Annotated in this window: 20 protein-coding genes; 6 read left to right on the top strand and 14 right to left on the bottom strand. The window is 70.9% G+C overall.

Annotated elements, in window-relative coordinates; genetic code table 11:
- Positions 1-19: 19 nt before the first annotated feature.
- A complete protein-coding gene (locus tag OG568_RS42115; RefSeq protein ID WP_329535321.1) occupies positions 20-1,900 on the bottom strand; it encodes a family 20 glycosylhydrolase in 1,881 nt (626 codons plus the stop codon).
- Positions 1,893-4,232 (bottom strand): alpha-L-fucosidase, encoded by a 2,340-nt coding sequence (locus tag OG568_RS42110; RefSeq protein WP_329535320.1) that lies wholly within the window; start codon positions 4,230-4,232, stop codon positions 1,893-1,895. The genes OG568_RS42115 and OG568_RS42110 overlap by 8 nt, the downstream gene beginning before the upstream one ends.
- 252 nt (positions 4,233-4,484) lie before the next feature.
- On the opposite strand from OG568_RS42110, the gene OG568_RS42105 reads away from it, so the two are divergent.
- On the top strand, positions 4,485-5,828 hold the full coding sequence (locus OG568_RS42105) for an amidase (protein ID WP_329535319.1): 1,344 nt from the start codon (positions 4,485-4,487) through the stop codon (positions 5,826-5,828).
- 33 nt (positions 5,829-5,861) lie between these two features.
- Here OG568_RS42105 and OG568_RS42100 read toward each other — a convergent pair whose 3' ends face one another.
- Positions 5,862-6,344 (bottom strand): GNAT family N-acetyltransferase, encoded by a 483-nt coding sequence (locus OG568_RS42100; RefSeq protein WP_266417433.1) that lies wholly within the window; start codon positions 6,342-6,344, stop codon positions 5,862-5,864.
- Between the two features lie 60 nt (positions 6,345-6,404).
- Positions 6,405-6,581, bottom strand: coding sequence for a hypothetical protein (locus tag OG568_RS42095; RefSeq protein WP_266417431.1), 177 nt, complete (start codon positions 6,579-6,581; stop codon positions 6,405-6,407).
- Positions 6,582-7,144: 563 nt separating this feature from the next.
- Here OG568_RS42095 and OG568_RS42090 point away from each other — a divergent pair.
- The 3 genes from OG568_RS42090 to OG568_RS42080 all read left to right on the top strand — a co-directional run bounded on the left by OG568_RS42090 (position 7,145) and on the right by OG568_RS42080 (position 9,794).
- The gene (locus OG568_RS42090; protein WP_329535318.1) at positions 7,145-8,371 is read left to right on the top strand and encodes a permease; all 1,227 of its coding nucleotides are present in this window, start codon (positions 7,145-7,147) and stop codon (positions 8,369-8,371) included.
- A gap of 105 nt (positions 8,372-8,476) precedes the next feature.
- Complete coding sequence (locus OG568_RS42085) at positions 8,477-8,932, top strand: hypothetical protein (protein ID WP_329535317.1); 456 nt, start codon at positions 8,477-8,479, stop codon at positions 8,930-8,932.
- A 25-nt stretch (positions 8,933-8,957) separates the two neighbouring features.
- Entirely contained in the window at positions 8,958-9,794 is an 837-nt protein-coding gene (locus OG568_RS42080) for an SDR family oxidoreductase (protein ID WP_329535316.1), read from the top strand.
- A 12-nt stretch (positions 9,795-9,806) separates the two neighbouring features.
- Here the strand turns inward: OG568_RS42080 and OG568_RS42075 are convergent, their stop codons facing one another.
- From OG568_RS42075 to OG568_RS42045, 7 genes are all read right to left on the bottom strand, one after another.
- The gene (locus tag OG568_RS42075; protein WP_329535315.1) at positions 9,807-11,330 is read right to left on the bottom strand and encodes an SDR family NAD(P)-dependent oxidoreductase; all 1,524 of its coding nucleotides are present in this window, start codon (positions 11,328-11,330) and stop codon (positions 9,807-9,809) included.
- A 126-nt stretch (positions 11,331-11,456) separates the two neighbouring features.
- Complete coding sequence (locus OG568_RS42070; RefSeq protein WP_329535314.1) at positions 11,457-12,788, bottom strand: wax ester/triacylglycerol synthase family O-acyltransferase; 1,332 nt, start codon at positions 12,786-12,788, stop codon at positions 11,457-11,459.
- Between the two features lie 239 nt (positions 12,789-13,027).
- Positions 13,028-15,634, bottom strand: a complete 2,607-nt coding sequence (locus OG568_RS42065) for a PA14 domain-containing protein (protein WP_329535313.1) — start codon at positions 15,632-15,634, stop codon at positions 13,028-13,030.
- A gap of 198 nt (positions 15,635-15,832) precedes the next feature.
- Positions 15,833-16,726 carry an IS982 family transposase gene (locus OG568_RS42060; RefSeq protein ID WP_329530528.1) on the bottom strand — a complete coding sequence of 298 codons (894 nt, stop codon included), beginning with the start codon at positions 16,724-16,726 and terminating at the stop codon, positions 15,833-15,835.
- A gap of 64 nt (positions 16,727-16,790) precedes the next feature.
- Positions 16,791-18,011: a glucose-1-phosphate adenylyltransferase gene (glgC, locus tag OG568_RS42055; RefSeq protein WP_266580408.1), complete on the bottom strand. Its 1,221-nt coding sequence runs from the start codon at positions 18,009-18,011 to the stop codon at positions 16,791-16,793.
- Positions 18,012-18,091: 80 nt separating this feature from the next.
- Positions 18,092-19,243 carry a glycogen synthase gene (gene glgA, locus OG568_RS42050; RefSeq protein ID WP_329535312.1) on the bottom strand — a complete coding sequence of 384 codons (1,152 nt, stop codon included), beginning with the start codon at positions 19,241-19,243 and terminating at the stop codon, positions 18,092-18,094.
- Positions 19,244-19,324: 81 nt separating this feature from the next.
- A complete protein-coding gene (locus tag OG568_RS42045) occupies positions 19,325-20,086 on the bottom strand; it encodes a (2Fe-2S)-binding protein (protein WP_329535311.1) in 762 nt (253 codons plus the stop codon).
- Positions 20,087-20,296: 210 nt separating this feature from the next.
- Between OG568_RS42045 and OG568_RS42040 the strand changes: the two genes are divergently transcribed.
- Complete coding sequence (locus tag OG568_RS42040) at positions 20,297-21,637, top strand: DMT family transporter (RefSeq protein ID WP_329535310.1); 1,341 nt, start codon at positions 20,297-20,299, stop codon at positions 21,635-21,637.
- Here the strand turns inward: OG568_RS42040 and OG568_RS42035 are convergent.
- Positions 21,627-22,838, bottom strand: a complete 1,212-nt coding sequence (locus tag OG568_RS42035) for a transglycosylase family protein (protein ID WP_329535309.1) — start codon at positions 22,836-22,838, stop codon at positions 21,627-21,629. The two genes, OG568_RS42040 and OG568_RS42035, sit on opposite strands and share 11 nt — an antisense overlap.
- A 273-nt stretch (positions 22,839-23,111) precedes the next feature.
- Between OG568_RS42035 and gndA the strand changes: the two genes are divergently transcribed.
- Positions 23,112-24,551, top strand: a complete 1,440-nt coding sequence (gene gndA, locus OG568_RS42030; protein ID WP_266417404.1) for an NADP-dependent phosphogluconate dehydrogenase — start codon at positions 23,112-23,114, stop codon at positions 24,549-24,551.
- A 532-nt stretch (positions 24,552-25,083) separates the two neighbouring features.
- Here gndA and OG568_RS42025 read toward each other — a convergent pair.
- On the bottom strand, positions 25,084-25,731 hold the full coding sequence (locus OG568_RS42025; RefSeq protein ID WP_329535308.1) for an aspartate/glutamate racemase family protein: 648 nt from the start codon (positions 25,729-25,731) through the stop codon (positions 25,084-25,086).
- On the bottom strand, positions 25,731-26,075 hold the full coding sequence (locus tag OG568_RS42020; RefSeq protein WP_329535307.1) for a GNAT family N-acetyltransferase: 345 nt from the start codon (positions 26,073-26,075) through the stop codon (positions 25,731-25,733). Before OG568_RS42020 ends, OG568_RS42025 begins: the two co-directional genes overlap by 1 nt.
- Positions 26,076-26,082: the final 7 nt, after the last annotated feature.

Here is a 26,082-nt window from a genome sequence, read left to right as displayed (position 1 = left end):
GGGGTGGGGGCTCCTCACATCAGTGGACGGTCAACTTCCAGACGGCCGACCGCTCTTGGTCCGGCGGGTACTGGAGGAGGCGCCCGTCGTCGGTCACGTGCACCGCCATCCGCGTGATCGCGTTCACGAGCCGGTATCCGCCGCCGTGCACCGGCTCCAGCTCCCAGCGCTGCAAGGTGTCCGCGGCGGCGCACGGCGATGCGGTCACCTCGACACCGGGATCCAGGGGCACGTTCAGCGTGAGCTTTCCGCCGCTCACCTCCAGACAGCCGCCGCTCGTCGTGGACCGCAGGGTCACATAGCCGTCCGCGGTCCGCCGGACCTCGAGATCGGCGGTCGCGGCCCCGGCCCGGAAGGTGTACGACCCCTCGGGCACCGGCACGCGGGCCAGGTCCCGCCATCCGGGCGCGTGCCCCACCGCCGTACCGCGCGCGGTGAACTCGGCGTACGTCGGGTCGGGGTGTGCCGATCCCCAGGTGACCTGGGCGATGTGCCGCAGGGCCGGGACCATGGCCGCCGCGACCTCGTTCTCGGTCTCCCCGCGCCCGTTGTCCGGCCAGAGGCTGATCTTCGCCCCGGTGACGCCCTCGCGTGAGGCGAGCTTCTCGCCCTCGAAGCTGCGCGGATCCCAGCTCTGGTCGTACAGCGCCTTCGTGTCGGTGTGGAAGCCGCCGCGGACGAGGTAGAGGGAGTAGGCGGCGTTCATCAGCGGATAGCCCTGTGCGATGAGCCGGCTGGGCTTGGTCGTCACGTTCAGCCAGTGCTCGACCGTCGTACCGGCCGCGACCGGCACGGTGTTGGCGCCGGTGAGACCGTCGTTCCAGATGCGCAGTTGCTTGCCCTTGGCCGCCGCGTAGGCCTGGACGCGGTTGACGAAGTCGATGAACGCGTCCTGCGGGGTGGCGTTCGCCCCGTATCTGGCCCGTGCGTAGGCGAGGATCTGCGGATACTTGGCGAAGTCGGAGCCGAGCATGTACTCGTCGGCGCCCATGTGCCAGGACCCGGCCTTGAACACCTGCGCGTACTCGTCGATCAGACTCGTGTAGTACGTGAAGGCCGCGTCCTGTGTGATGTCGAGCCGGGCGGGCTGCTTGGTGCCGTCGGCATCGGTGAGCTGGAGGTCCGGGCGGTTCTGGATCCAGGGGTCCATATGACCGGGCGAGTTGATCTCCGGGACGATCTCGACGTGGTACTTCTCGCCGAGGGCCACGAGCCGGCGCATCTCGTCCTTGGTGTAGTAGCCCCAGGTGTCGGCCTCGGGATGGGCGTCGCTCTTCACCTTCAGTTCGAGCAGCAGCTGGTTGAGCTTGTGGTACGCCATGTCGCGTACGAGGTTCTCCAGCCAGGCCGTCGAGATGTGGACGTAGCAGGCGCAGACGCCGACGCCGCGTTCCTTGTACTGGGGCACGTCGACCGTGCTCCCGGCGGGCACGCGGTCGCTCTGGGCGAGGAGTTGGAGGACGGTGCGGGTGCCGTAGAAGGCACCCGTCTCGGCGGCCGCGTTCACCGACAGGCGTTCACCCGCCCGCAGTTCGTATCCCTCCGCGCCGAGCCCCGACGAGGACGGGTCGACGCCGATCACGATGTCACCCGTGTGCGCACCCTCCCGTACGACGGGAACGGTGCCGTGGCCCGCCGCGCGCAGATCGTCGGCGAGGGTGTCCGCGACCCGGCGGGCCGCCGCGTCCCTCGCGACGATACGGGAGCCCGGACCGAAGGAGTAACTGCCTTGTTCAGCTGTCCAGTCGGAGAGGGCGGGGACCGTGACGGGAGGCACCGCCGCCGCCCGCGCCGACGCCGGGACCGGCGTCGCGAGCGTCAGCAGCAGCACCACCGCGCAGCCGACGACCCTCCGCGCCCACCCGCTGCGAACGGATCGTGCGGCGCGTTGGTCAGCCATGCCACTCCACCTTGAACACCCACACGTACTGCCCCGCCCTGCGGGCCGCCTCCGGCACGTCGATGACCAGTGAGCCGCCGCTCACCGTCCAGGTCAGCGGCCGGTCGTGACCGAGCATCGTCACCTTGTCCCCGCCACGGATCGGCACCGGCGCCTCGACCGTGAGTCTGGCGCCGGGCGCGGTCAGCGAGTGGATGTAGAACGCCTCGTTCTGCCGGACCGTGAACCGCAGGTCCTCGCCGAGCTGCGCCATCCGCGACCAGTACGTGGTGTCGTAGATCGCCTCGCCGTTGGTCCTCAGCCAGCGGCCGGTCTCGCGCAGCCGGGTCTGCATGATCTCCGGGATGGTGCCGTCCGCGCGGGGGCCGATGTCCAGCAGGAAGTTGCCGTTCTTCGACACGATGTCGACGAGGCTCTGGACGACCTCCTCGGCGGTCATGTAGGCGGCGTCGGGCGTCGCCTTGTTGTAGCCGTAGCTGAAGGGATCGAGACCCCGGCTGGACTCCCACTTCGCGACGACCGTGTTCTCGTACGTCGTGTACTCGGGGGTGGTGAAGTCGTGGAAGCCGATGCCCGAACGGTTGTTGACGGTCACCTCGTACGGCTTGGGTCTGTTCTTGCCGTGGTTGAAGTACTCGGCGAGCACATGGAGGCTGTCGTTCGCGCCGCCGATGTCGCACCAGATGAGGGACGGGTCGTAGCCGTGGATCAGTTCCAGCATCTGTGGGGCCTGATAGTCCTTCACATAGTCCTTGCCCGATGTGTATCCGGTGTACGGGAGCGGTTCCAGGGTGTACGGGTTGCGCGGGGCGTGGCCCATCCACGGGTTGTCGGGGTTGAACCACTCGGGCATGGAGAAGTACAGGCCGCGGTGCAGTTCGGGCGTGAACTTCTTCGAGGCGTCGAAGAGTTCGCGGATCAGATCGCGCTTCGGTCCCATCTTCACGGCGTTGCGGTCGGAGACCTTGGTGTCCCACAGGGCGAAGCCCTCGTGGTGCTTGGAGGTGAGGACGTGGTACTGGGCTCCGGCGTCACGGAAGAGTTCCACCCAGGCCCGGGGGTCGAACTTCTCCGCCGTGAACATCGGGATGAAGTCGTCGTAGGCGAAGTTCTCGCCGTAGGTGTCCCGGTGGTAGGCGTACACCGCGTTGTCCGGGCTCTGCAGATGGTTCCAGTACCACTCGGCGTACTGCTTGCCGACCGGTGACCAGGCGGGCACCGAGTAGACGCCCCAGTGGATGAAGATGCCGAACTTGGCGCGGTGGAACCAGTACGGGGCCTGGTGGCCGGCGAGAGAGCTCTCGGTGGGCTGGTAGTCCGGCACACCGAGGGTCAACTCACGGCTCGTGGAGGTGACTTGCTGCCCGCGTCCGGTGACGGTCACCGTTCCGGGCCGCGCGGTGCCGGGTGCCGTGCCCACGCGGTTGCGGATGCCGACCCGGACGCGCGCCTGCTCGCCGGGGTCGAGGCGGGTGAGGTGCGCGGGCTCGACGGTGCGGGCGCCCGGCACGTCGACGCCGACCGACACACGGTCGCCGGCGAGGACGGCGACCGTGCCCGCGTTGACGACGGTGGCCTCCACGCTCTGTGCGCCGCTCGACTCCAACAGGGAGAAGGTCGAGTGCGCGTCACGCAGGGCCAACGCCCGCCCCTGGGCGGCCGGTTGGAGGGAGAGGGCGAAGAGGTGGAGGGAGGCCTTGCCGGCTTCGGCGGGGTTGGTGGTCGGCAGGGTGAGGGCGACCGCCTCGCGCTGGGGGTCGATCCAGACCTCCGCCGTGCCGATCCCCACGCCGTGCTCGTCCTTCGTGCCGTCCGGCCGGTAGCGGTACGGGGCCGACAGCGACCCGCCCGTCGCGTACCAGTCCGCGCCGCCGAGCCCGGCGGTGGTCGTCGAGCCGTCGGCGTAGTGCACGGTGGCCCGGCCGGAGGCGTCGCCGTAGCTGCCCGCGGTGAGGAAGTGGGCCGAGAGATAGCGTCCGCTCGGGAGGTCGATGCGCTGGCCGAGGGCGACCAGGTTGTTCCGGGCCCCCGCGGCGGACGAAGGGAAGACGAACGCGATGCCGTCCACCTCGACGGGGCCCGCCGGGAGCTCCTCGCCGGGGAACGTGTACCCCGAGCCGTCGAAGTTGCCGCCGGGGGCGGCCGCGGTGTCGATGCCGTCGTTGTCGACGTACGCGTCGAGCGGCACCGGGATCGGGTCAGGGACGGGAACCCACTGGCCGTGCTGCCCGACCGCCGGTCGGGCTTCGGCCGTGGCCGCGAGGGGAAGAGTGGCCGCGACGGCCACTCCGGCCGCGGCGCCCAGAACCTGACGTCTTGGATACGTGCTCATAGCGGCTCCAATTCATCGGATGTTTGATGATTGAGGCGTCACCAGATCCTGTCAATGGGGCGGGTAGGCAGAAGATTTGAGCAAGTGATCGGATGATCTGCGACTCTGTGGAGATACCGGACAAGCCCGAGCGCAAAAGTCCAACAAGAGCGGTCCGAATGTCCAAGGGCGGCGACCCTCGACGCGGCACCCCACCGCCGGGCACAGTGCTCCTCGTACTCACCAGTAATCCCCTGCCCCCGAGGAGCACCCGTGACCAGCTGGGCCGGCCGGACCGCCACCGAGATCGCCGCAGCCGTACGCGAGAAGCGGGCCACGCCCCGCGAGGTGGTGGCCGACCACCTCGCCCGCATCGACCGGCTCGACGCGCGCGTGGGTGCCTTCCGTGTCGTACGGTCCGAGGCGGCGCTCGCGGAGGCCGACGAGCTGGCCGGCCGCGCGGACCTGGCCGAACTCCCCCTCGCGGGAGTGCCCGTGGCCGTCAAGGACAACCTCGCGGTGTGCGGCGAGTCGAACCGCAACGGCTCCGCCGCGACCGGGGACACCCCCGCCGACCACGACCATGTGACGGTGGCGCGGCTGCGCGCGGCGGGCGCTGTGGTCGTGGGGCTGACCAACGTGCCCGAACTCTGTGTCTTCGGCACCTCCGAGGGTGTGCACGGCACGGCCCGCAACCCCTGGGACACCTCGCGCACGGCGGGCGGCTCCTCGGGCGGCAGCGCGGCCGCGGTCGCCGCCGGGATGGTGCCGATCGCGCTGGGCAACGACGGAATGGGCTCACTGCGCATCCCGGCCGCCAACTGCGGCATCGTCGGGCTCAAGCCGGGCCATGACACGATCCCGGCGGGCATCGGTCACGGCGACTGGTTCGGCATGTCGGAGAACGGGCCGCTCGCGACCACGGTCGAGGACGCCCGCCTGATGTTCGGGGTCCTCGCGGACACCGAGGCGATACGCCCCTCGGGCAACCTCGTCCGCAAGGTGGCCGTCTCCGTGCGCAGTCCACTGCTCGGCGTGGGCGTCGGCCGCCCGTACGCGAACGCGGCCCGGGAGGCGGCGGAGTCGCTGGCGGGGGCGGGCCACCAAGTGCGGCCCGCCGACCCGCCGTACCCCTACTGGCTGGGCACCGCCGCGCTGACGCACTGGACGGCGGGCACCGCGGTGGACGCCGAGGACCTCGACCCGCGCCGGCTCGCCCGGCGGACCCGGGTGCACGCCGCCGTGGGGCGCCGCTTCGTGGCCGGGGTGCGCACGGGCGAGCGCCGCGAGCAGCTGCGCGGACGTCTGGAGCCGTTCTTCGCGGAACACGACGTACTGCTCACCCCGGCGCTGGCCCGGCGGGGGCCGGCCGCCGCGCCGTGGCACCAGCGGGGCTGGCTGCGCAATGTGCTGGTCAACACGTCGTACTCGCCGCTGACGCCGCCCTGGAACCTCACCGGATGGCCCGCGATGGCGGTGCCGTTCGGGACGCTGCCGAGCGGGGCCCCGGCGGCTGTACAGCTGGTCGGGCGGCCCGGATCCGAGCTTGAACTCCTCGAGCTGGCGGGGCAGTTGGAGGAGCTGCGGCCGTGGCGGCGGACGGCACCGCTGAACTGAGGAGCGACGGCACACCCAGGGAGCGCGGGGGCTTCACAGCGCCTTGTACATGATGTGCAGCCCCACCCGCCCGTGCCGGGGGTGCTCGTAGGCGTCCGGCACGGTGCCGAGGATCGTGAAGCCGAGCGCGGTCCACAGCGTGACGGCGGGATTGGTCTCCACGACGGCGTTGAAGACCATGCCCCGGTAGCCGTCGGCCTTCGCCGCGGCGAGGATGTGCTCGGCGAGGGCGCGGCCGATACCGCGCCCGGCGTGGTCGGGGTCGACCATGAATCCGGCGTTGGCCACGCGAGAGGCGGGCCCGCCGTAGTTGGGGGTGACATAGGCCGAGCCGACGACCGCTCCGGTGGCGTCCTCGGCGACGTACACGCGCTTGCCCGGTGCCATCCACAGGGCCCGGGCCGCCTCCTGTGAGGTGCCCGGGTCCCAGGTGTAGGTCTCACCGGCGGCGACGATCCGGTGCCAGAAAGGCCAGATCCGCGGCCAGTCGTCGGCCGCGGCTTCTCTGATCAGCATGGACGCGAGTCTGGCACGCCCATGCCGTCAGCGATCGCGATGAAGTCCCGCCGGGAGCGGTCAGTCCACGCTGGGCAGGATGTGGGGCTCGGCGAGGTCGTCCTCGTACCCCGCCAGGCGGATCGGGGCGGACCTGGCCCACACGTCGAGGCTGCCGAGCTTCTTCTCGGGCCGGCCGCCTCCGCGCTCCGTGCCTTCCTTGGGGCGCTGATCGCGATTCGTCTTCTCCGGTGTCACCGCGCACTCCTTATGTGTCGGGTCACCCTCGGGATGTACAGGGCCAGTCTGCTTCCGGTCGCCGGACATCCGCTCGGGTCTGAGTCGAAGGCAGTTAAGGACGCGGTGGCGCCGGTAACTCGTGTGAGAGCAGTCCGTGGTGACCGGCTGTCCCGGGACGGACCTTGGGTGTGGGTGGAAACCCTGCGGGCTGTCCGTCCGCTACAGGGTAACCAAATGAGCGGGCGCCCGCTCGATGGGGCTGAAAACAAGAGGTAACCGTCGTGAGTCGATCAGCATCCATCGGCCGCCGATCTGCGCCTATTTGATGATGTATCCCCTCCCGCGCGCCACCCGTTCGGCGTAACGCCAGACCCTCCGTGACCGGGGCGGGAAGGGTCAACCCGCCACCCAGGCAGGGGTGATGGACGGCACCCCGGAGCTCGGGCTTCCCCTCGGGGCGGCCCTCCGAAGTCTTTACGCAACCTTGAACCGGCGCGATCCGTCGGTCGCCCTACGGAATTCGATACCCCTAGGGGGTATACTCATGAGTCGGAGAAGCCGGACGGGAAAGAGTGGGGCCGATGCACGCGATCTTGCACGCACTGTCCATCACCGGGTCGATGACCTGGGAGATCACCTGGGCGCTGATTCTGGGGTTCGGCCTCTCCGCCGTCGTGCAGGCCGTGGTGCGCCGTGCGACGATCGTGCGGCTGCTCGGCGACGACCGGCCGCGGACCCTCGCACTGGCCGCCGGGCTCGGCGCGGCGTCCTCGTCGTGTTCGTACGCGGCCGTCGCGCTCGCCCGCTCACTGTTCCGCAAGGGCGCGAACTTCACCGCGGCGATGGCGTTCGAGATCGCCTCCACCAATCTGGTCGTCGAACTCGGCGTGATTCTGGCCCTGTTGATGGGCTGGCAGTTCACGGTCGCCGAATTCGTCGGCGGCCCGATCATGATCGTGGTGCTGGCCGTGCTCTTCCGGATCTTCCTGCGCGAGCGGCTGCTGCGCGGGGCCCGGGAACAGGCGGAGCGCGGGCTCGCCGGGTCGATGGAAGGGCATGCCGCGATGGACATGTCGATCCGGACGGAGGGCTCGTTCGCACGGCGGTTGTTCTCGCGCGACGGCTACACCTCGGTCGCACACGTGTTCGTCATGGAGTGGGCTGCGATCCTGCGCGACCTGGTGATCGGCCTGCTGATCGCCGGCGCGATCGCGGCCTGGGTGCCCGACGCGTTCTGGCAGTCCCTCTTCCTCGACGGCCACCCGCTCGCCGCGAAGCTGATCGGTCCCCTGGTCGGCCCGCTCGTGGCGATCGCCTCGTTCGTCTGCTCCATCGGGAACGTGCCGCTGGCCGTCGTCCTGTGGAAGGGCGGGATCAGCTTCGGCGGTGTGGTCGCCTTCATCTTCGCCGACCTGCTGATCCTGCCGATCCTGAACATCTACCGGAAGTACTACGGGCTCCGGATGACCGGCTTCCTCCTGGCCACCTTCTACGCGGCCATGGTGCTCGCCGGATACGTCGTGGAGTTCCTCTTCGGCGGCCTCGGGCTCATCCCCGACCAGGGCGACGCGAAGATCCCCATGGAGGGTGTCTCCTGGAACTACACGACCTGGCTCAACATCGCCTTCCTGCTGCTGGCGGCGGCCCTGGTGTGGCGGTTCCTGCGCACGGGCGGCCGGGAGATGCTGCGGATGATGGGCGGGGCGCCGGAGCCGGAGGCCCACCACCATGGCGCACCGGCGCCGGAGGGCCACGAGCACGCACACGGGCACGGGGCTTCGGGGGCCGAGGGCCACGGGCATCATTGAACACGGCGCGCAGTTCAGGTCCCGTTGGCCGGTTCGCAAGGCGGCCATGATCTGCTGGGGCCCGGAAACGGCTTTTCCCGCGGGAGGACTCGGGAGGACTGACGCATGGAGCTGCGCGGCGTCGAGGAGCTGATGGATCTGCTGCACGCCTGCCGGGGCGCCCGGGACACCCCGGGCCGCTGTGGCGGCCGAGTCGATCTGCACGACCACGCCCTACAGACCGCCGCGCTCCTGCGCCGAAGTCGCCCCGCGGACAAGGAACTCCAGGTGGCGGGCCTGGTTCACGCGTTGGGGCAGCTGCTGCGGCCCGCCGACCCGACCGGGCACACGGACCTGGCGGCGGACCTGGTCCGGCCGCTGCTCGGCGAGCGGGTCTCCGGGCTCGTCCGCCACCACTCCGGCGGATACGCCCACGACGCGGAGACCGACGACCTGCTGAGCCTGCGCCACGCGCACGAGGCGGGCAGGGTCGTCGGCATCGACGCCGGGGTCCTGGAGGACTGGCGCACGGTGCTGGAGCTGGTGGCGGCACAGCACTCGCGGCTGGGGGCTGTTGACTGACGGTCCGTCATGAGACGGTACACGGATGACGACGCCGTACGGCCTTGAGGGCAGGACCGCCATCGTCACCGGGGCTTCGCGCGGGATCGGGCTGGCCGTCGCCGAGGGGCTCGCCCAGGCGGGGGCGCGGGTGTGTGTGACGGCCCGGGACCCGGACGCGGTGGCCCGTGTCGCCGACCGGCTCGGCGGCGTCGGGCTCGCGGGCTCGGTGGCCGATCCGGCGCATCCGCGGGAGCTGACCGAGCTGGCGCTGCGGGAGTTCGGGCGCATCGACATCGTGGTGAACAACGCGGCGACCAATCAGCCGTACGGCCCGCTCATGGACGCCGATCCGGACCGTTGGCGCGAGGCGTTCACGGTCAACGTCGAGGCACCGCTGCGGCTGGTGCAGTGTGCCTGGCGGGCCTGGATGGGCGAGCACGGCGGCGCGGTCGTGAACGTGTGCACGGAGGGCGCCGGGCATGTGGGGCCGAACGTGGGGGCGTACGGCACGAGCAAGGCGGCCCTCCTGCACCTCACCCAGCAGCTCGCGGGCGAACTCGCCCCGAGAGTGCGGGTGAACTCCGTCTCCCCGGGGCTCGTCCGCACCGAGATGGCCCGGTTCGTCTGGCAGGACGCCGAGGACGAGCTCGGCGCCGGGCTCCCGCTGGGCCGGATCGGCCGGCCCGAGGACATCGCGCGGGCGGTGGTCTGGCTGGCCTCGGACGCGGCCGAGTGGATCACGGGCGCCGATCTGCTGGTGGACGGGGGAACCCGGGTGCGGGCCGCACGCTCCCCCGCCGACACCGTCCACGAACGCCTACGAACCCGCGCGCCCGAAGCCTGGGACCACGACGGCCTGGACACCTTCACCCGTGAATGAGGGCGAGCGCGGTCACCACTTGCCGGGCGCGTAGTCCTTCATGAAGACGCCGTACAGCTCCTCGCCCTGCTCGCCGCGCACGATCGGGTCGTACACCCGGGCCGCGCCGTCGATCAGGTCCAGCGGGGCGTGGAAGCCGGCGTCGGCGAGGCGCATCTTGTCGGGGTGCGGGCGCTCGTCGGTGATCCAGCCGGTGTCGACGGCGGTCATCAGGATGCGGTCCTTCTCGAACATCTCCTGGGCGCTGGTGCGCGTGAGCATGTTCAGGGCGGCCTTGGCCATGTTGGTGTGCGGGTGGCCCGCGCCCTTGTAGCCGCGGTTGAAGACGCCCTCCATGGCGGAGACGTTCACGATGTACGTGCGCTCGGCCCCGGAAGCGGCCATCGCCGCGCGCAGCCGGCTGATCAGGATGAAGGGGGCCGTCGAGTTGCAGAGCTGGACCTCCAGGAGCTCGACCGGCGTGACCTCCTCGACCGACTGGATCCAGCTGTTGGTGTCGTGCAGGTCGGGCACGAGCCCGCCCGCGTCGATGGCCGTACCGGCCGCGATCCGCTCCAGGGAGGCCGAGCCGGACACCAGGGCGAGGTCGGTGACGTCCTGCGCGGTCAGCGCGCCGCCCCCGGCTACCGGGAGCGCGGCCACCGCGCCGGAACCGAAGGTGCCGATCACCTCGGCGGGCGGCAGCTCACCGGCGGGCAGCGGGCCCGACTCGGCGGCGAGCAGCTCGCTGTAGGCCCCCGGGGAACGGCGGACGGTCTGGGCCGCGTTGTTGATCAGGATGTCGAGCGGGCCCTCGGCGGCGACCGAGTCGGCCAGGGCCACGACCTGCGCCGGGTCGCGCAGGTCGATGCCGACGATCTTCAGTCGGCCGATCCACTCGTCGCTGTCGGGCATGGCCTTGAAGCGCCGGATCGCGTCGTTCGGGAACCGCGTGGTGATGGTGGTGTGCGCGCCGTCACGCAGCAGCCTGAGCGCGATGTACATGCCGATCTTGGCGCGGCCGCCGGTGAGCAGCGCGCGCTTGCCGGTGAGGTCGGCGCGGGCGTCGCGGCGGGCGCGGTTCTCGGCGGCGCAGTCCTGGCAGAGCTGGTGGTAGAAGTAGTCGACCTCGACGTACCGCTTCTTGCAGATGTAGCAGGAGCGCGGGCGCTGGAGTATCCCCGCGATCTCGCCGGCGTCGGTGACGGACGAGGGCAGGATGCCCTCGGTCTCGTCGTCGATGCGCTGGGCGGAGCCGGTCGCGGTGGCCTCGGTGACCGCCTTGTCGTGGGCGGTCTTGGCGGCCCGGCGGTCCTGGCGGCGGCGCTGCTTGACCGTGCGGTAGACGCCCGCGGTGGCGCGGCGCACGGCGATGGCGTCCGGGTGGTCGACATCGATCTTGTCGAGCTCGTCGAGCACGCCGAGGCAGACGGCCAGCCGCTCCGGGTCGATGCCCGGTCCGTAGGAGACCGCCTCCCCGTCCACGGCAAAAGCCGCCCGGTCGTCCTCGGCCGTGTCCACGGCGAGAGCCGCCTGGCCGTCCTCTGTCACCGTCATCGCGTGTGCCGTTCCTCGGGTCTCGCGCCGCGCTCGAACCGCGCTCGCTTACGAAGGCGGAATTTTACGGAGCAAGGGGGCAAGGCGCCAAACCCGAGATGATCAACGGTCCCCCGCGGGCCGTTCTCAGGCGCCGCAGGCGATGATCAGCGTCTCCACCTCCTCGGACAGTGCGCGGGCCAGCCGGTTCAGGTCCGGCACGGCCTGTGCGTCGGCGACGAGCCCGTAGTGGACCCGTCCGCGGTACGTCGACACGGCCACCGCCAGCGCCTGGCCGCGGGCCAGCGGGGCGAGCGGATAGACCTCGGTGAGCGGGCAGCCGCCGAGCTTCAGGCCGAGGCTGGGCAGCGGCACGCTGGTGACCAGGATGTCGAAGAGCAGCCGGGCCGCCTGGCCGACGACGGGGCCGCCGAGGCGGTGGCCGAGCGGCGGCACATGGTCGGCGAGCAGTGCGACGGCGCCCGCCCCCCGGTTGGGCCCCGCGTCCTTGTTGGCGTCCATGGCCGTACGCACCGAGCGGAGCCGGCCGAGCGGGTCCGGGTCGTCGACGGGAAGCCGTATCAGGTAACCGGAGAGCCGGTTGCCCTGAGGGTGCGCGGTGCGCGGGCGGCGCCTGGAGACGGGGATCAGGGCACGGGGCGCGACTCCCTCGCTGCCGTCGCCGCGTTCGTCGAGCCAGTTACGCAGGGCGCCCGCGACGACGGCGATCAGGACGTCGTTGACGGTGCCGCCGACGCTCTTGCGGACACGGTGGACATCGTCGAGGTCGAGGGCCACTCCCGCGACCCGGCGGGTGCCGGTGGGCTGCGAGGTGAGGGCGGGCGAGGAGCGGGCGCCGAGGGTGGCGCGGGCGACCGAGCCGCCGATGTCGAGGGCGCGACCCAGGTCGGAGAGGGTGCCGCGGACCAGGTCGGGCAGCTTGCGGACGTCCGGGAAGAGTCCCCGGGGCGGCTCCGCGGGGCGCGGGCGGGGTTCGGGCAGGTCCAGTGGGTCCATGAGGGCGGCGGCGAGCATCAGCGCCCGCAGGCCGTCGGCCAGCGCGTGGTGGAACTTGAAGAACACGGCGAACGAGGTGCCGTCCTCACCGGGCAGGACGTGCGCCTCCCACGGGGGCCGGCCGCGCTGCAGCGGGCGTTCCATGAGACGGCCCGCGGCAGCGGGGAAGTTCGCGGTCGGCGCGTGCAGCCGGACGTGGTCGAGGGGTTCGAAGTCGGACGCCGGTTCCCGGGCCGCGCTCCCGAAGCTGGGCGGGAAGGCGAGGGGCTGCCAGACGTCGCGGATCCGCATGCGCAGCCCGGGTACCCCGGCCGCGCGGACCGCGAGCAGTTCGGCCGCGTGCGCGCCCGCGGCCGGCGAGTGCGCGGAGAAGACACCGAGGGCGCCGAGGTGCATCGGGTGCTGGGCGGACTCGATGTTCCAGAACGCCAGGTCGAGTGGTGCGAGGAGATCAGGAGTCAAAGGCTTGCTCTCGCGTCGACGACAGGGTGAGCAAGCAGTCAAACCCCGACAGGCGATTACGGTCAAGTACGATCAAGCTACGCTCAGTTAACAGCAGATTAAGTCCCGCCCCCCGCGAAAGGGGCGGGACACAAGGGGCACGTGAGGTCGGATCAGGATAGGCGTCCCGGGCGCGGCACGCGCGCCGACGCGCGGCCGCGCGAAGGACCTGTCGACGCCCTGGCGTAGGGAGGGCGGTGTCAGGTTCCCGGGCAGCCCGCGGGGGTCGCCCGGGACGCGTCGGCGATCAGCGCCTCGTGCGCCGCCCTCAACCTCCCCACATCCGGCTTCACGACCTTGCGGTCGTAGGTGAGGAGCCCGTTCAGCTCGCCCTCCACGTCCGAGATCTGGGTGTAGACGGCGCCGTTGCTCCCGCGGCACGCGAGCGCCCGCACCTCGGCGAGGCGGGCGAGGTAGTCGTCGGTGTACGTCGACGGGTCCACGTCCACGTACGACTGCTGGACCGACCAGGCGTGCCCGGGTACGGCGAGCCCCAGGCCCCCGTACTCGCCGCTGACGAGCGCGCGTCTGCCGTCGGGGGTCGGCGGCAGCGCGGGGCTCGGATAGCCGTGTTCGTCCATGATGTCGCCGGCGGCGCCGTCGGTCCCCAGGTTCAGCCCCGACATGCCGTTGACGAGCCGGGTCGGATCCCAGGCCTTGGCCTGATCGGCGATGCGGCCCTCGTCGTACTGGCCCCAGCCCTCGTTGAAGGTCACCCACATCACGACCGAGGGACTGCTGATGTGCTGGTCGATCATCAGTCTCATCTCGCGCTCGTACTCGGCGCGGGCCGCGGCGCTCGGGTTCACCCCGGCGGTCATGGCGGGCATGTCCTGCCAGACCAGCAAGCCGAGGCGGTCCGCCCAGTAGAACCAGCGGTCGGGCTCCACCTTGATGTGCTTGCGTACCGCGTTGAAGCCCATCTCCTTGTGCATGCGCAGGTCGTAGGCGAGGGCCTCGTCCGTCGGCGCGGTGTACAGACCGTCGGGCCAGAACCCCTGGTCGAGCGTGGCCATCATGAAGACGGGCTTGCCGTTGAGAACGGTGCGCGGGGTGCCGTCGACCTGCTCGACGGAGATCGAGCGCATCCCGAAGTAGCTGCCGACGCGGTCATGACCGACGCTCACCCTGAGGTCGTAGAGGAAGGGGTCGTCCGGTGACCACAGACGCGGGTGGGCGATCTCCAGGGTCAGCGGCTGCCCGGTGCGCCCGGTGACGGTGGCGACCTTCCGCCCTCCCTCGTACGCCGTCGCCGTGACCGGCAGCCCGTCGCGCACGCCCTTCGGTTCCACGGTGAGCCGGCCGCCGTCGACGTCCGGGGTGAGCTTGAGCGCGTCGACGTGGTCCGGGGCGACCGGCTCCATCCACACCGTCTGCCAGATGCCGGAGGTCGGGGTGTACCAGATCCCGCTGGGGTCGAGGCGCTGCTTGCCGAGCGGCGGGTTCTCGCCGGACGCGGCGTCGGTCGGGTCGTACACGCCGACGATCAGTTCCTGGGTGCGGCCGGGCTTCAGCGCGTCGGTGACGTCGGCGCCGAACTTGTCGTAGCCGCCCCGGTGTTCGGCGACCTTGACCCCGTTGACGTACACCTCGGACTGCCAGTCGACGCCACCGAAGTTGAGCAGGAGCCGTTGGCCCGAGCCGATGCGCCAGTCGGCCGGGACGGTGAAGGTGCGGCGGTACCACATGCGGTCCTCGTGGCGTTCGACGCCGGACAGCTGGGACTCCACCGGGTACGGGACGAGGATGTGCTCGCCGAGCGTCGTCCCGACCGGGGGCCGCTCCCCCGCGGTGGCGGCGGCGAACTGCCAGCGCCCGTTGAGGTTCCGCCAGGCGTCACGCGTGAGCTGGGGGCGGGGGTACTCCGGCAGGGCGTTGTCCGGCCCGACCTCGTCGGCCCACTTGGTGCGCAGCTCGTACGTGGAGCGGTTGGGGCCGCTGCTCCAGAAGGCGCCGATCGCCTTGCCGTCGCCCGCTGCGGCGAGGCCGCCGGTGCCGTCGTAGCGCAGGTCGGCGGTGCCGCGTGCGGTGCCGGCCTTGTCGCCGACGACGGGTTCCTTGAGCGTGACGAGCAGGGACCTGGGGTCGGAGGGATCCAACTCGGCAGCCCCCAGGGGCCACTTGGCTCCGCCGATCACGGCCTGGAGGTGGTCGACGACGCCTGCCGGAGGCGCGGACAGCACCCGCGCGAAGTCGAGCTTGAGGGTGCGGCCGTCCGGCTGCACGGTGGTCGCGAGGGCGCCGTCGTAGTCGTAGCCGTCGGGCAGCAGGAACGCCGACTGTGGGATCGCCACCTTGTCGCCTCCCGGTTCGGTCCAGCGCAGATGGAGGTTGGAACCGCCATAGTGCTCGAAGTACTCGAGTCTGACGTCATAGACGTGACCCGCCGTCAGCTCGATTGGCTCGGAGGTCTGTTCGCGGTCCCAGTCGTCCACCCAGTGGTCGATGACGGGCCTGCCGTCGATCCAGAGGCGGAAACCGTTGTCGCCGATGATCGAGAAGGTGGTGGGTCCGCTCTTCTCCGGTACGAGTCTGCCGGTCCAGCGGACGCTGACATCGTTGTCCTGACCCGTGGTGAAACGCAGCCGGGGTTCCAGGTCGTCGAAGTCGAGTCGCGGGTCGAAGCCGGTGGCCTTGAGTTCGTGGAAGTCGAAGGCGCCGGGGGCGGACTGGGTGTAGTACTCGCCTTTCAGGCCGTGGACGGCGATGGGGTCGTCGGCCGCGGCGGGCACGGAGGCGAGTCCCGCGGCGCCGAGGGTCACGGCGAGCAATAACGCGAGTCGTTCTCTGAGTCGTCCGAAACGCACGGATCCTCCTCGTCAAGGACGGGTGTGGGACGGGTGGCGCGGCTCTTGCTCAGGTGGAACAACGTTGTCAGCAGCCGTTGGCATGACAGCACGGGTTCCACTCTCTGTCCAGGAACATGACAACGACCCCGTGGCGCACGGGCGCACCGGGGCCGTCGTCCGTCACCGCCGGCCGCTAGACGAGTCATTCCGATGTGGTCAGTGGTCATAAGCGATCAAGGATCGTATGACGGGCTGGCCGGTCTTGTGGTTGTGCCAGATCGCGGCGGCCATCGCGAGGATGCGTTGGGCGACGCGGACGGCGACACCTTCGAAGGTCCGTCCACCGTGCCGTTCCAGGTCGAGCTGGCCTTTGAGGGTGTCGTTGACCGACTCGATCAGCTGTCGCACCGACTTCAGGAGGCTCTCGCCCCTGCGCTTCTTCTCGCGCTTGAAAGAAGGACGCAGCAACTCCGCGCCCCGGAAGGCCAGATCGGCCTCGAACTCCTTGGAGGCGAAGCCTTTGTCTGCGATCACCAGCAGGCTCGGCCGGTCCGTGGACAGGTGCGGTTCGCGGTCCAGCATCGCCGACAGCACCTCCCGCTCATCCAGTTTCGGGTTCGCCAGTGCCCACAGGATGGGCATCCCGGTCGGGGTGCATACCAGGAACAGGCGCAGGCCCCAGAAGAACCGGGAGTGCGAGGCGCAGTACCCGTATCCGGCCCAGCCGGCCATGTCCGACCGCTTCACCGTCGGACGCGAGCGGCCGCACTCCACCGGTGTGGAGTCGATGATCCAGTGGTTGTCGAACCAGAAGTCCGTATCGACGGCCAGCAGTCGTATTGCCCTCTTGACCAGTGGCAACGCTGCCCGCAGCCGCTTGTTCCAGCCCGGCTGCCTGGGCACGTACGGGAACATCGCTCCCAGTCGGGAGTCCACGAACCGCAGCCAGCGCGACTCCGAGGTGAAGCCCAGCAGCGCCTGGGCGACGGCAAGGGTGACCAGCTCAGAATCCGTCAGCTGCGGCGGTCGGCCAAGCCATCGGCTACCTCCGATCTCGTCGTCGATCTTCACGTACAGTGCGGTCAGCAGGGCGTCTAGGTTGTTCGTCACACAACGAATCTTGGACGCCCTGTCTGCGTTCCCAGACACACCGTCAGCATTCGGAATGACTCGTCTAGGACACGATCCGGCCCTTCCCCAGAGCGATCACCCCGCCCTTGGAGACCGTGTAGAGATCCGCGTCCCGCTCGGGGTTGACGCCGATCGTCGCGCCCGGCGGCACCTCGACGTTCTTGTCGAGGACCGCGCCCCGCACCACCGCGCCCCGCCCTATGTGGACGTTGTCGTGCAGGATCGAGCCCTGGACGACGGCTCCCGGGTCGACCACGACACCCGGCGAGAGCACGGACCGCGTGACCTGCCCCCGGATCAGACTGCCCGCGCTGACGATCGACTCGCCGGCGATGCCCCCGGCGTTGAATCTCGCCGGGGAGAGCTGCCCGGAACTGGTGTAGATGGGCCAGCTGCGGTTGTAGAGGTTGAAGGCGGGACGTTCGGCGATCAGGTCCATATGGGCGTCGTAGTAGGCGTCGAGGGTGCCCACGTCACGCCAGTAGCCCTGGTCTCGGGTGGTCTCGCCGGGCACGTGGTTGTCGCTGAAGTCGTAGAGCTGCGCCTCGCCCCGGTCGGTGAGCATGGGAAGAATCGATCCGCCCATGTCGTGCACCGAGTGCGCGTCCTCGGCGTCCCGCTGGAGCGCCTCCACCAGAGCCTTGGTGGTGAAGATGTAGTTGCCCATCGAGGCGAAGACGCACTCGGGGTCGTCGGGCAGGCCCGGCGGGTCGGCGGGCTTCTCCAGGAAGCCCTGCACGGTCTGTCCGTCGGAGCCGGGGCTGATGACCCCGAAGGAGGAGGACTCGGCGCGCGGCACCCGTATCCCGGCCACCGTCACACCCGCACCGCCCTCGATGTGCTGGGCCAGCATCTGCCGCGGGTCCATGCGGTAGACGTGGTCGGCGCCGAACACCGCGATGTAGTCGGGCCGTTCGTCGTGCACGAGGTTGAGGGACTGCAGGATCGCGTCCGCGCTGCCCAGGTACCAGCGCGGGCCGAGCCGCTGCTGGGCCGGGACCGGTGTGACGTAGTTGCCGAGCAGGCTCGACATCCGCCAGGTCGTGGTCACATGGCGGTCCAGGGAGTGCGACTTGTACTGCGTCAGGACGCAGATGCGCAGGATGTCGGCGTTGACGAGATTGGAGAGCACGAAGTCCACCAGGCGGTACGTCCCGCCGAAGGTGACCGCGGGTTTCGCGCGGTCCGCGGTGAGGGGCATGAGCCGTTTGCCCTCTCCACCCGCAAGTACGATTCCCAGCACCGAAGGTCCACCGCGCCGCATGCCGCCGCCCCTCTAAGCCCGGTCGAGCCGCGCCCGCTGTGCCGGGCCGGCCCCGTCGCTGAAGTACACCTGTCCGATGGTTACCCCGGTTTGAGGACTTCCTCGTAAAGCTGGACGGTCCGCCGGGCCACCGCGTCCCATCCGAACTCCCTCACCGCGCGCTCCCGACCGGCCTCGCCCATCCGCCGAGCGCCCTGGGGGTCGGCGAGCACGGAGTCGAGGGCGAGCGCCAGACCTGCCTCGAAGTTCTCCTCGACCGGCACCAGAACACCCGTCACACCGTCCTCGACCACCTCGGGTATCCCACCGACCCGGGACGCCACCACGGCCGTTCCGCAGGCCATCGCCTCCAGGTTGACGATGCCGAGCGGCTCGTACACCGAGGGGCAGACGAAGACGGCGGCGTGCGTGAGGAGTTGGACGACGTCCGGCCGGGGCAGCATCTGCGGGATCCAGTACAGCCCCTGGCGTACGCCACTCAGTTCCTGGAACAGGTCACGGAACTCCCGGTCGATCTCGGGGGTGTCGGGGGCGCCCGCGCACAGCACCACCTGGACGGCCGGATCGATGTCCCGTACCGCGCGCAGCAGGTGGGGCACGCCCTTCTGGCGGGTGATGCGGCCGACGAACAGGACGTAGGGGCGGGCGGTGTCGATGCCGAGGCGCTCGAGGACGTCCGTGCCGTGGTCCGGCTGGTAGAGGGCGGTGTCGATGCCGTTGTGCACGACGCGCACCTTGGCCGGATCCAGGGCGGGATAGCAGGTGAGGATGTCCTCCCGCATGGCGCCGGAGACGGCGACGACGGTGTCGGCGGCCTCGATGGCGGTGCGTTCGGCCCAGCTGGACAGGGCGTAGCCGCCGCCAAGCTGCTCGGCCTTCCAAGGGCGCAGCGGCTCCAGGGAGTGGGCGGTCATGATGTGCGGGATGCCGTACAGAAGCTTGCCGAAGTGGCCGGCCAGGTTGGCGTACCAGGTGTGCGAGTGGACGAGTTCGCGGCCTTCGACGGCGGCGGCCATGGCGAGGTCCACGGAGAACGTGCGCAGCGCGTCGTTGGCGCCGTCGAGCGAGGACCAGGACCGGTGGCGTACGACGCCGCCCGCGGCGCCCTCGCCCCAGCAGTGCACGTCCAGGTCCGTGAGGGTCCGCAACTCCCGTGCGAGGAACTCCACATGGACGCCCGCGCCGCCGTACACGTCCGGCGGGTACTCCCGGGTCAGCAGTCCCACTCGCACGCAGAGCCCCCCGTCGTACCGGATACCGGCTGGTGCCCTTCATGGTCACCCAGAAGGGACGCCTGGGGAAGACCGCCGTTCTCAGCGGCGGCCCGGGACTCCGCCCCGCGTCCGCTCCGGCGGGCGGTCGAAACAGCAGTCGCCGCAGAGGCCCTCGCCGGGAAGCCGGTAGTAGAGGCAGCAGCTGCGGCGGCGCAGGGTCCGGGGGTCGACGGTCGCGGACAGGTCGGGATGCGTGAACAGGTCGGCGGCGAGGGCCCGGGCCCGATCGGCCACGTCCGTACGGCCGTTGGCCTCGGCCCAGCGGTGCAACTGACGCCAGGCACCCGCGAGCGCCGAGCCCGCGTTCCCCCACAACAGTCCCTCCGACATGCGGTATCGGGAGCGCAGAGCCGTCGCCAGCGGGGCGAGGTGGCCATCTCGTACGACCTCTGCGATCGCCGCCACGGGCAGGGCCCGTACCTCGGACAGCCACAGGTCGTCCGGAGCGCTGCCGTCCGGATCCCACCGCAGCAGTCCTGGATCGAGGTCGGGCAGCCGCCCGTACAGCGCGGCGGCACCCAGCGAGACCGACCACAGACGGGCCGCGAGGCCCTGCTGCGCCACCGAGACCGCGATCCGGGCCTCGGGCGCCCGCAGGCTCGCCGCGACCTTCCGGACGCGAAAATACAGAGGATCCGACGAAACATCTCTGGGATCATCATCCCGAGGGGACGCGTACGCCTGTGCGAGCGTCGGCAGCGGGGCGCGCGGCGGTACGCCGGTGCGTAGTACGAAGAAGCCGCCGAGCGAGCCGAGCGCCGCAAGTTCCGGGTCGAGGTCCACGAAAACCAGTAGTACCAAGCCCCCTAGGGGTTCTCACCGGAGGGTCTCCTCCTCATGTCGCCCACCCAGGGGAGGACATGGGGCGAGTCGTACTCCATCGGCAGTACGACTCATTGCCTGCTCAGGTACGACGACGTGAAGGGATGCGCGAGGCATCGTAGTGAGTATGAAGGCCGATCGTTCGCCGCGCCGGGCACAGTGCCCCCGCCGCACGCAGAGGAGGGACTCATGAGCGCGCTCGCGCTGTCCGTCCTGCTCTCGTTCGTCTCCGCCGTTGCGTACGCGGGCGGCGCGATCGTCCAGGAGCAGGTCGCACTGACCTCTCCCGACCAGACGTACGCGCCGCTGCGCCGGCCGAGCTGGTGGGCGGCCGTCGCTCTGAACGGTCTGGGTGGGGTGCTGCACGTGGTGGCGCTCGCTTACGGCCCGCTGAGCCTGGTGCAGCCGCTGGGCGCGCTGACCATCGTGTTCGCGCTCCCCATGGCGGCCGTCTTCGTGGGCCGCAGGGCCGGGGCGACCGCCTGGCGCGGCGCGATCATGGCGACGGTGGGGCTCGCGGTCCTGCTCGCGCTGGTCGGCTCGGCCGATTCGCAGTCCCTGAGCACCGCTCAGCGCACGGTCCTGGCCGTGGTGTCCGGTGGCGCGGTGGTGGCGTTCATGGTGGCGGGACGCGCCGCGCACCGGCACCCGGCCGTGCGCAGCGTGATGCTCGCGGTGGGCGCGGGCATAGCCTTCAGCATGTCCTCGGTGTTCACCAAGACCGTCGCGGTGGACTGGTCGCACCAGGTGTCGCTCTCCGACCTGCCCAGCCTCGTCCTCATAGGCGTCTTCGCGACGGCCGGGATGATGCTGTCGCAGGCCTCCTACCGGGGCGGCGGACTCGCGGCGCCGCTGGCCACGCTGACGGTCGTCAACCCCGTCGTGGCCGCCGCCGTCGGCATCACGATGTTCGGCGAGACCTTCCGCTACGGCGAGACGGGCACCGTGCTCGCGCTGGCCTGCGGAGTCGTCGCGGCGGGCGGTCTGATCCTGCTCACGACCGAGCAGATCGGCAGCGCCCGGCACACCGCCGAGGTCGCGGCACCCGCCGCCGCGCCGGCCGAGCCCGAGCCGGAACCGGCCACGCCGGACTCCGCGTTCGAGGCACTGCTGCTCACCGCGCTGCCGGAGCAGTCCACGGGACCGGTCCACGAGGCCGCGACGGTCGCGGACCGCGGGGAAGCGTTCGTGGGCCTCCGGGAGGCGTTCGGCTCGGATCTCGGGGAGGCGTTCGGCTCCGGCCTCGAAGATGAGTTCGGCGCGGCTGTCGGAGACGGATTCGGCGCGGGTCTCGAAGATGGGTTCGGCGCGGGTCTCGGAGACGGGTTCGGCGCGGACCGCGGCGAGGACGTCTTCGTACCGGCTCCGGTGACGGTGGGGGCCGCGGAGAGCGTGTCCGGCTCTTCCGACTCGCCCGAGTCGTCCGAGGAGGACGCGCCGCCCCCGCTGGCCTATTTCGGACCCCTGTGCGGGCCCTACGTGGTGGCGACGCCCCTCCTGGACCACCACCGCACACGCGTCAAATCCTGACGCCGCCCGCCCTCAGATAGACGACCGGGTCGATGTCCGTACCGAAACCGGGCCCCGTCCGCACCTCGAAGTGCAGATGCGGGCCCGTGCTGTTGCCCGTGGAGCCGGAGCGGCCGATGCGCTGTCCGCCGACCACGCTCTGCCCGTCCTTCACCGAGATCGCCGACAGATGGGCGTACTGGGTGTACCGGCCGTCGGCGTGCCGGATCACCACCTGGTAGCCGAACGAGCCGCCCCAGCCCGCGCTGACGACCTGGCCCGCGGCGACCGCCTTCACGGAGGTGCCGGTGGGCACCGGGAAGTCGACGCCCGTGTGGTAGCCCTTCGACCAGGACGCCCCGGCGGCGCGGTAGGGCGTGCCGGTCGCGGCGTGCACGGGGGCGACGAGCGTGTCGGTCTTCTTGGCGGTGTCCGAGGACGTCTTGTGCGAGGACGTCTTGGAGGACGTCTTGTGCGAAGACGTCTTGTCGGAGGTCTTCGCCTTCTTCGACGTGGACGAGGGAGTGCTCTCGGTGTGTACCGGTGTCTGGCCCTTGCCCCGCAGGTTCAGCCGCTGGCCGGGGAGGATCAGGTCCGGGTCGGAGCCGACGGTCGCGCGGTTCGTGTCGTACAACGCCTGCCAGCCGCCCTGTACGTGGCGGGATCCCGCTATGCCGGAGAGTGTGTCGCCGTGGACCACGGTGTACATCTCGGCGGTCCCGGCCCGCGACTGGGGCGTGGTCTGCGGCTGGACGTCGCGAACGGAGCGCTTGCCGGTCCGGGGCGAGGTGCCGGACTCGGTGCCGGTCCGCTCCGCGGCCGGGGTGATCGCGGGGGTGCCTCCGCCCCTGGTGAGACCGGCGCGCACCGAACAGACCGGCCAGGCACCGGGCCCCTGGCCCTTGAGCACCTTCTCGGCGATGGCGATCTGCTGGTCCTTGGTGGCCTGATCCGCGCGCTGGGCGTAGACCTGACCCCCGTACGCCTCCCAGGTGGACTGGGTGAACTGCAGTCCCCCGTAGTAGCCGTTGCCGGTGTTGATGCTCCAGTTGTCGGTGGACTCGCAGGCGGCGACCTTGTTCCAGGTGTCCACGTCGGCCGCGTGCGCGACGCCGGTGCCGATCAGCGGGAGTGCCATTCCGGCGCCGCCCGCCGTGACGGTGAGTGAGGCGCGGTTGATCCTGTTCGGCTGATACCGGCGGTGCCGGCCGCGTACGGCCATGTGGGAGCCCCCTCGACATGCGTCAGGAGGGGCAAAAGTAAGCGCCGCGAACAGGCCATGACAAGAGCGCAATCGGCCGTGCTGTGCGCCCCGGGCGCCGCCCCGCCGCCCGGGGCGCGCGGCGGGTCGTTCCTCTGCGTACCCCTCACCGACGCGTCAGGATGGCCGGAGGAATACTGACGAACAGGAACGGCAGGACCACCGACAGCAGCGACACCGACCGATACCCACCAATACCAGGACCTCTTACCGGATCTCTTAGGAGCCAACCGTATGAGCAAGTCAGCCCAGATCGGCGTCACGGGTCTCGCGGTCATGGGGCGCAATCTCGCCCGCAACTTCGCACGCAACGGCTACACGGTCGCCGTGCACAACAGGACCTCGGCACGGACGCACGCGCTGGTGGAGGAATTCGGCCACGAGGGCGACTTCGTGTCGACGGAGACCGCGAAGGAGTTCGTCGAGGCGCTCGAGCGGCCGCGGCGTCTGATGATCATGGTGAAGGCCGGTGAGCCGACCGACGCGGTGATCCAGGAGTTCGCCCCGCTCCTGGAGCCCGGCGACATGATCATCGACGGTGGCAACGCGCACTTCGAGGACACCCGACGCCGGGAGCGCGACCTGCGGAGTCAGGGCATCCACTTCGTCGGTACGGGCGTCTCCGGCGGCGAGGAGGGCGCGCTGAACGGTCCGAGCATCATGCCGGGCGGCTCGAAGGAGTCGTACGCCTCGCTCGGTCCGATGCTGGAGAAGATCTCCGCGAAGGCGCCGGACAGCTCCCCCTGTGTGACCCACTGCGGTCCCGACGGCGCCGGGCACTTCGTGAAGATGGTGCACAACGGCATCGAGTACGCCGACATGCAGCTGATCGGCGAGGCCTACCAGCTGCTGCGCGATGTCGCCGGGTACTCCCCCGCCCAGATCGCCGACATCTTCCGCACCTGGAACACCGGCCGGCTCGACTCCTACCTGATCGAGATCACGGCGGAGGTCCTGTCGCACGTGGACGCGGCGACGGGCAAGCCGTTCGTGGACGTGGTCCAGGACCGCGCGGAGCAGAAGGGCACGGGCCGCTGGACCGTGCAGATCGCGCTGGACCTGGGCGTCCCGGTGTCCGGCATCGCGGAGGCGGTCTTCGCCCGCTCCCTGTCCGGACACGCCGACCTGCGCGCCGCCTCACGGGGGCTCGCGGGCCCCAAGGCGAAGCCGCTCGGCGAGTCGGAGGCGGGGGCCTTCGCGGACCGGGTGGAGCAGGCGCTGTACGCCTCGAAGATCGTGTCGTACACGCAGGGCTTCCACGAGATCAGCGCGGGCAGCGACCAGTACGACTGGGACATCGACCTCGGTGCCATCGCCTCGATCTGGCGCGGCGGCTGCATCATCCGGGCGGCCTTCCTGGACCGGATCCGCGCCGCGTACGACGCCCGGCCCGATCTGCCGAGCCTGCTGTCCGACGAGACGTTCGCGCGGGAGATCGCGGCGGCGCAGGACGACTGGCGCGAGGTCCTGGTGGCCGCCACCCGCCAGGGCGTGCCCGCACCCGGTTTCTCCGCGGCCCTCGCCTACTACGACGCGCTGCGCGCCGAGCGGCTGCCCGCCGCCCTGACGCAGGGGCAGCGGGACTTCTTCGGGGCGCACACGTATCGGCGCGTCGACCGGGAGGGCTCGTTCCACACCCTGTGGGGCGGCGACCGGTCGGAGGTCGAGGCGTAGGCAGGCGCACGGGCATTCCGCGCCGTCGAGGCCGTCACCTCCCGGGAACCCGGGGCGTGACGGCCTCTTGCGTGCCCTCGTCTCACCCGTTTGCCCGGCTCTTCACGTGAGCGGAGGTCCCGGTTCGGGGTTCGGAACCGGCTCGGGGCCCGGCGGCACCGGGCCGGGGCTCGGTGGGGGCGGGCCGGGGCTCGGCGGGGTCGGCTCGGGGCCGGGTGGGGTCGGCTCCGGGCCCGGTGGCTTCGGGATCGGGGACGGCGGAGGGGTGGGCTTCGGTTCGGGGTGGGGACCCGGGTCCGGCGTCGGGTCCGGGAAGGGGTGGGGTTCCGGGAAAGGCTGCGGGCGGTCGGGGCCCGGCCCGGGCGTGGGGCCCGGTTTCACCGGATCAGGATTCGGATGCGTCATGGTGTCCTCCAGTCAGTCGATACGTCGACCCTGGACTTGTCCCACGCGTGCCCGGCCACCGCTCCCCCAGTCACCCCGGCGCGCACGGGGTGCGGACCGGTTGGACCAGACGGACCCGGCTTCCGGTCTACCCGTGGCGCACCGCGTGCGCGCCTGCCGCGAGCCCCGGGCGGGGGCTGGACAGCACCGGAACCGCGGTCGTGGTCAGCCGCTCGGCCGGGGCCATGGACGCCTGGGCGAGGACGATCGCGTCGGCGTCGGTGACCGAGTCGGCGGCCGCCGCCACCTCACGGACGTAGCCGTCGATGTCGCCCGCCTCGAAACGGGCCCACGCCCCGTCGACCAGCAGGGTACGGACCTGTACGGAGCGCCCGGCGCCGCGGGCCTCCTCCTCGACGAGGGCGACCGTCGGCTCGAAGGTGCTCTCCGACGTCGCCATGACCACCACGCGGGAGCCCGCCGCCACCGCGGCGGCGGCCATCGGACGGTCCACCCGGAGCACGGGTACCCCGGCGCCCGCCTGTTCGGCGACGGCGCCGATGGTCGAGCAGGTGCACAACACGGCACGCGCCCCGTCCGCGACGGCCCGGTCGAGCGCCGCCCGTACCTCGCCGGCCACCGCGGCCGGGCTCTCGCGCCGGGCCCGGGCCAGCAGCTCCTCGTCCACCAGGTGCCGCAGTTCCAGCCCCTCGTGGTCCTCGTCGCGCAGCGCGTCGAAGACGGGGATGTGCAGGGGCGAGGTGTGCAGCAGGGCGAGCGGACCCGGCCGGTTCATCAGAAGCGCCCGGGGTGCGCCTCGAGCCACGCCATCGCCGCCTCCAGCAGCTCCGGGTCGGCCGCCGGAGCCTCCTCGGGGTGACGCGCCGCCCACTTCACGACGTACGGGCACAGGGGCGCGACCACGATGCCCTCGCGCGCGGCGATGCCGTACAGCTCACGGGCGAGGGAGCCGGCGATGCCCTTCCCCTCGTGTGCGGGTTCCACGATGGTGTGCACGGGCACGAGGGTGCGCGCGGGGGCCTCGAGGACGAAGTACTCGATGTGGCCGACGACTTCGTCCCCGGCGAACGCCTCAAGGCGGCCGCCCGCACGGTCGTCGCGGATCTCTATGTCGCTCATGGGCACT

The sequence above is a fragment of the Streptomyces sp. NBC_01450 genome (assembly GCF_036227505.1).
GTDB lineage: Bacteria > Actinomycetota > Actinomycetes > Streptomycetales > Streptomycetaceae > Streptomyces.
The sequence above is the reverse complement of the archived record's forward strand: the minus strand, read 5'-3'. Positions and strand labels throughout refer to the sequence as shown.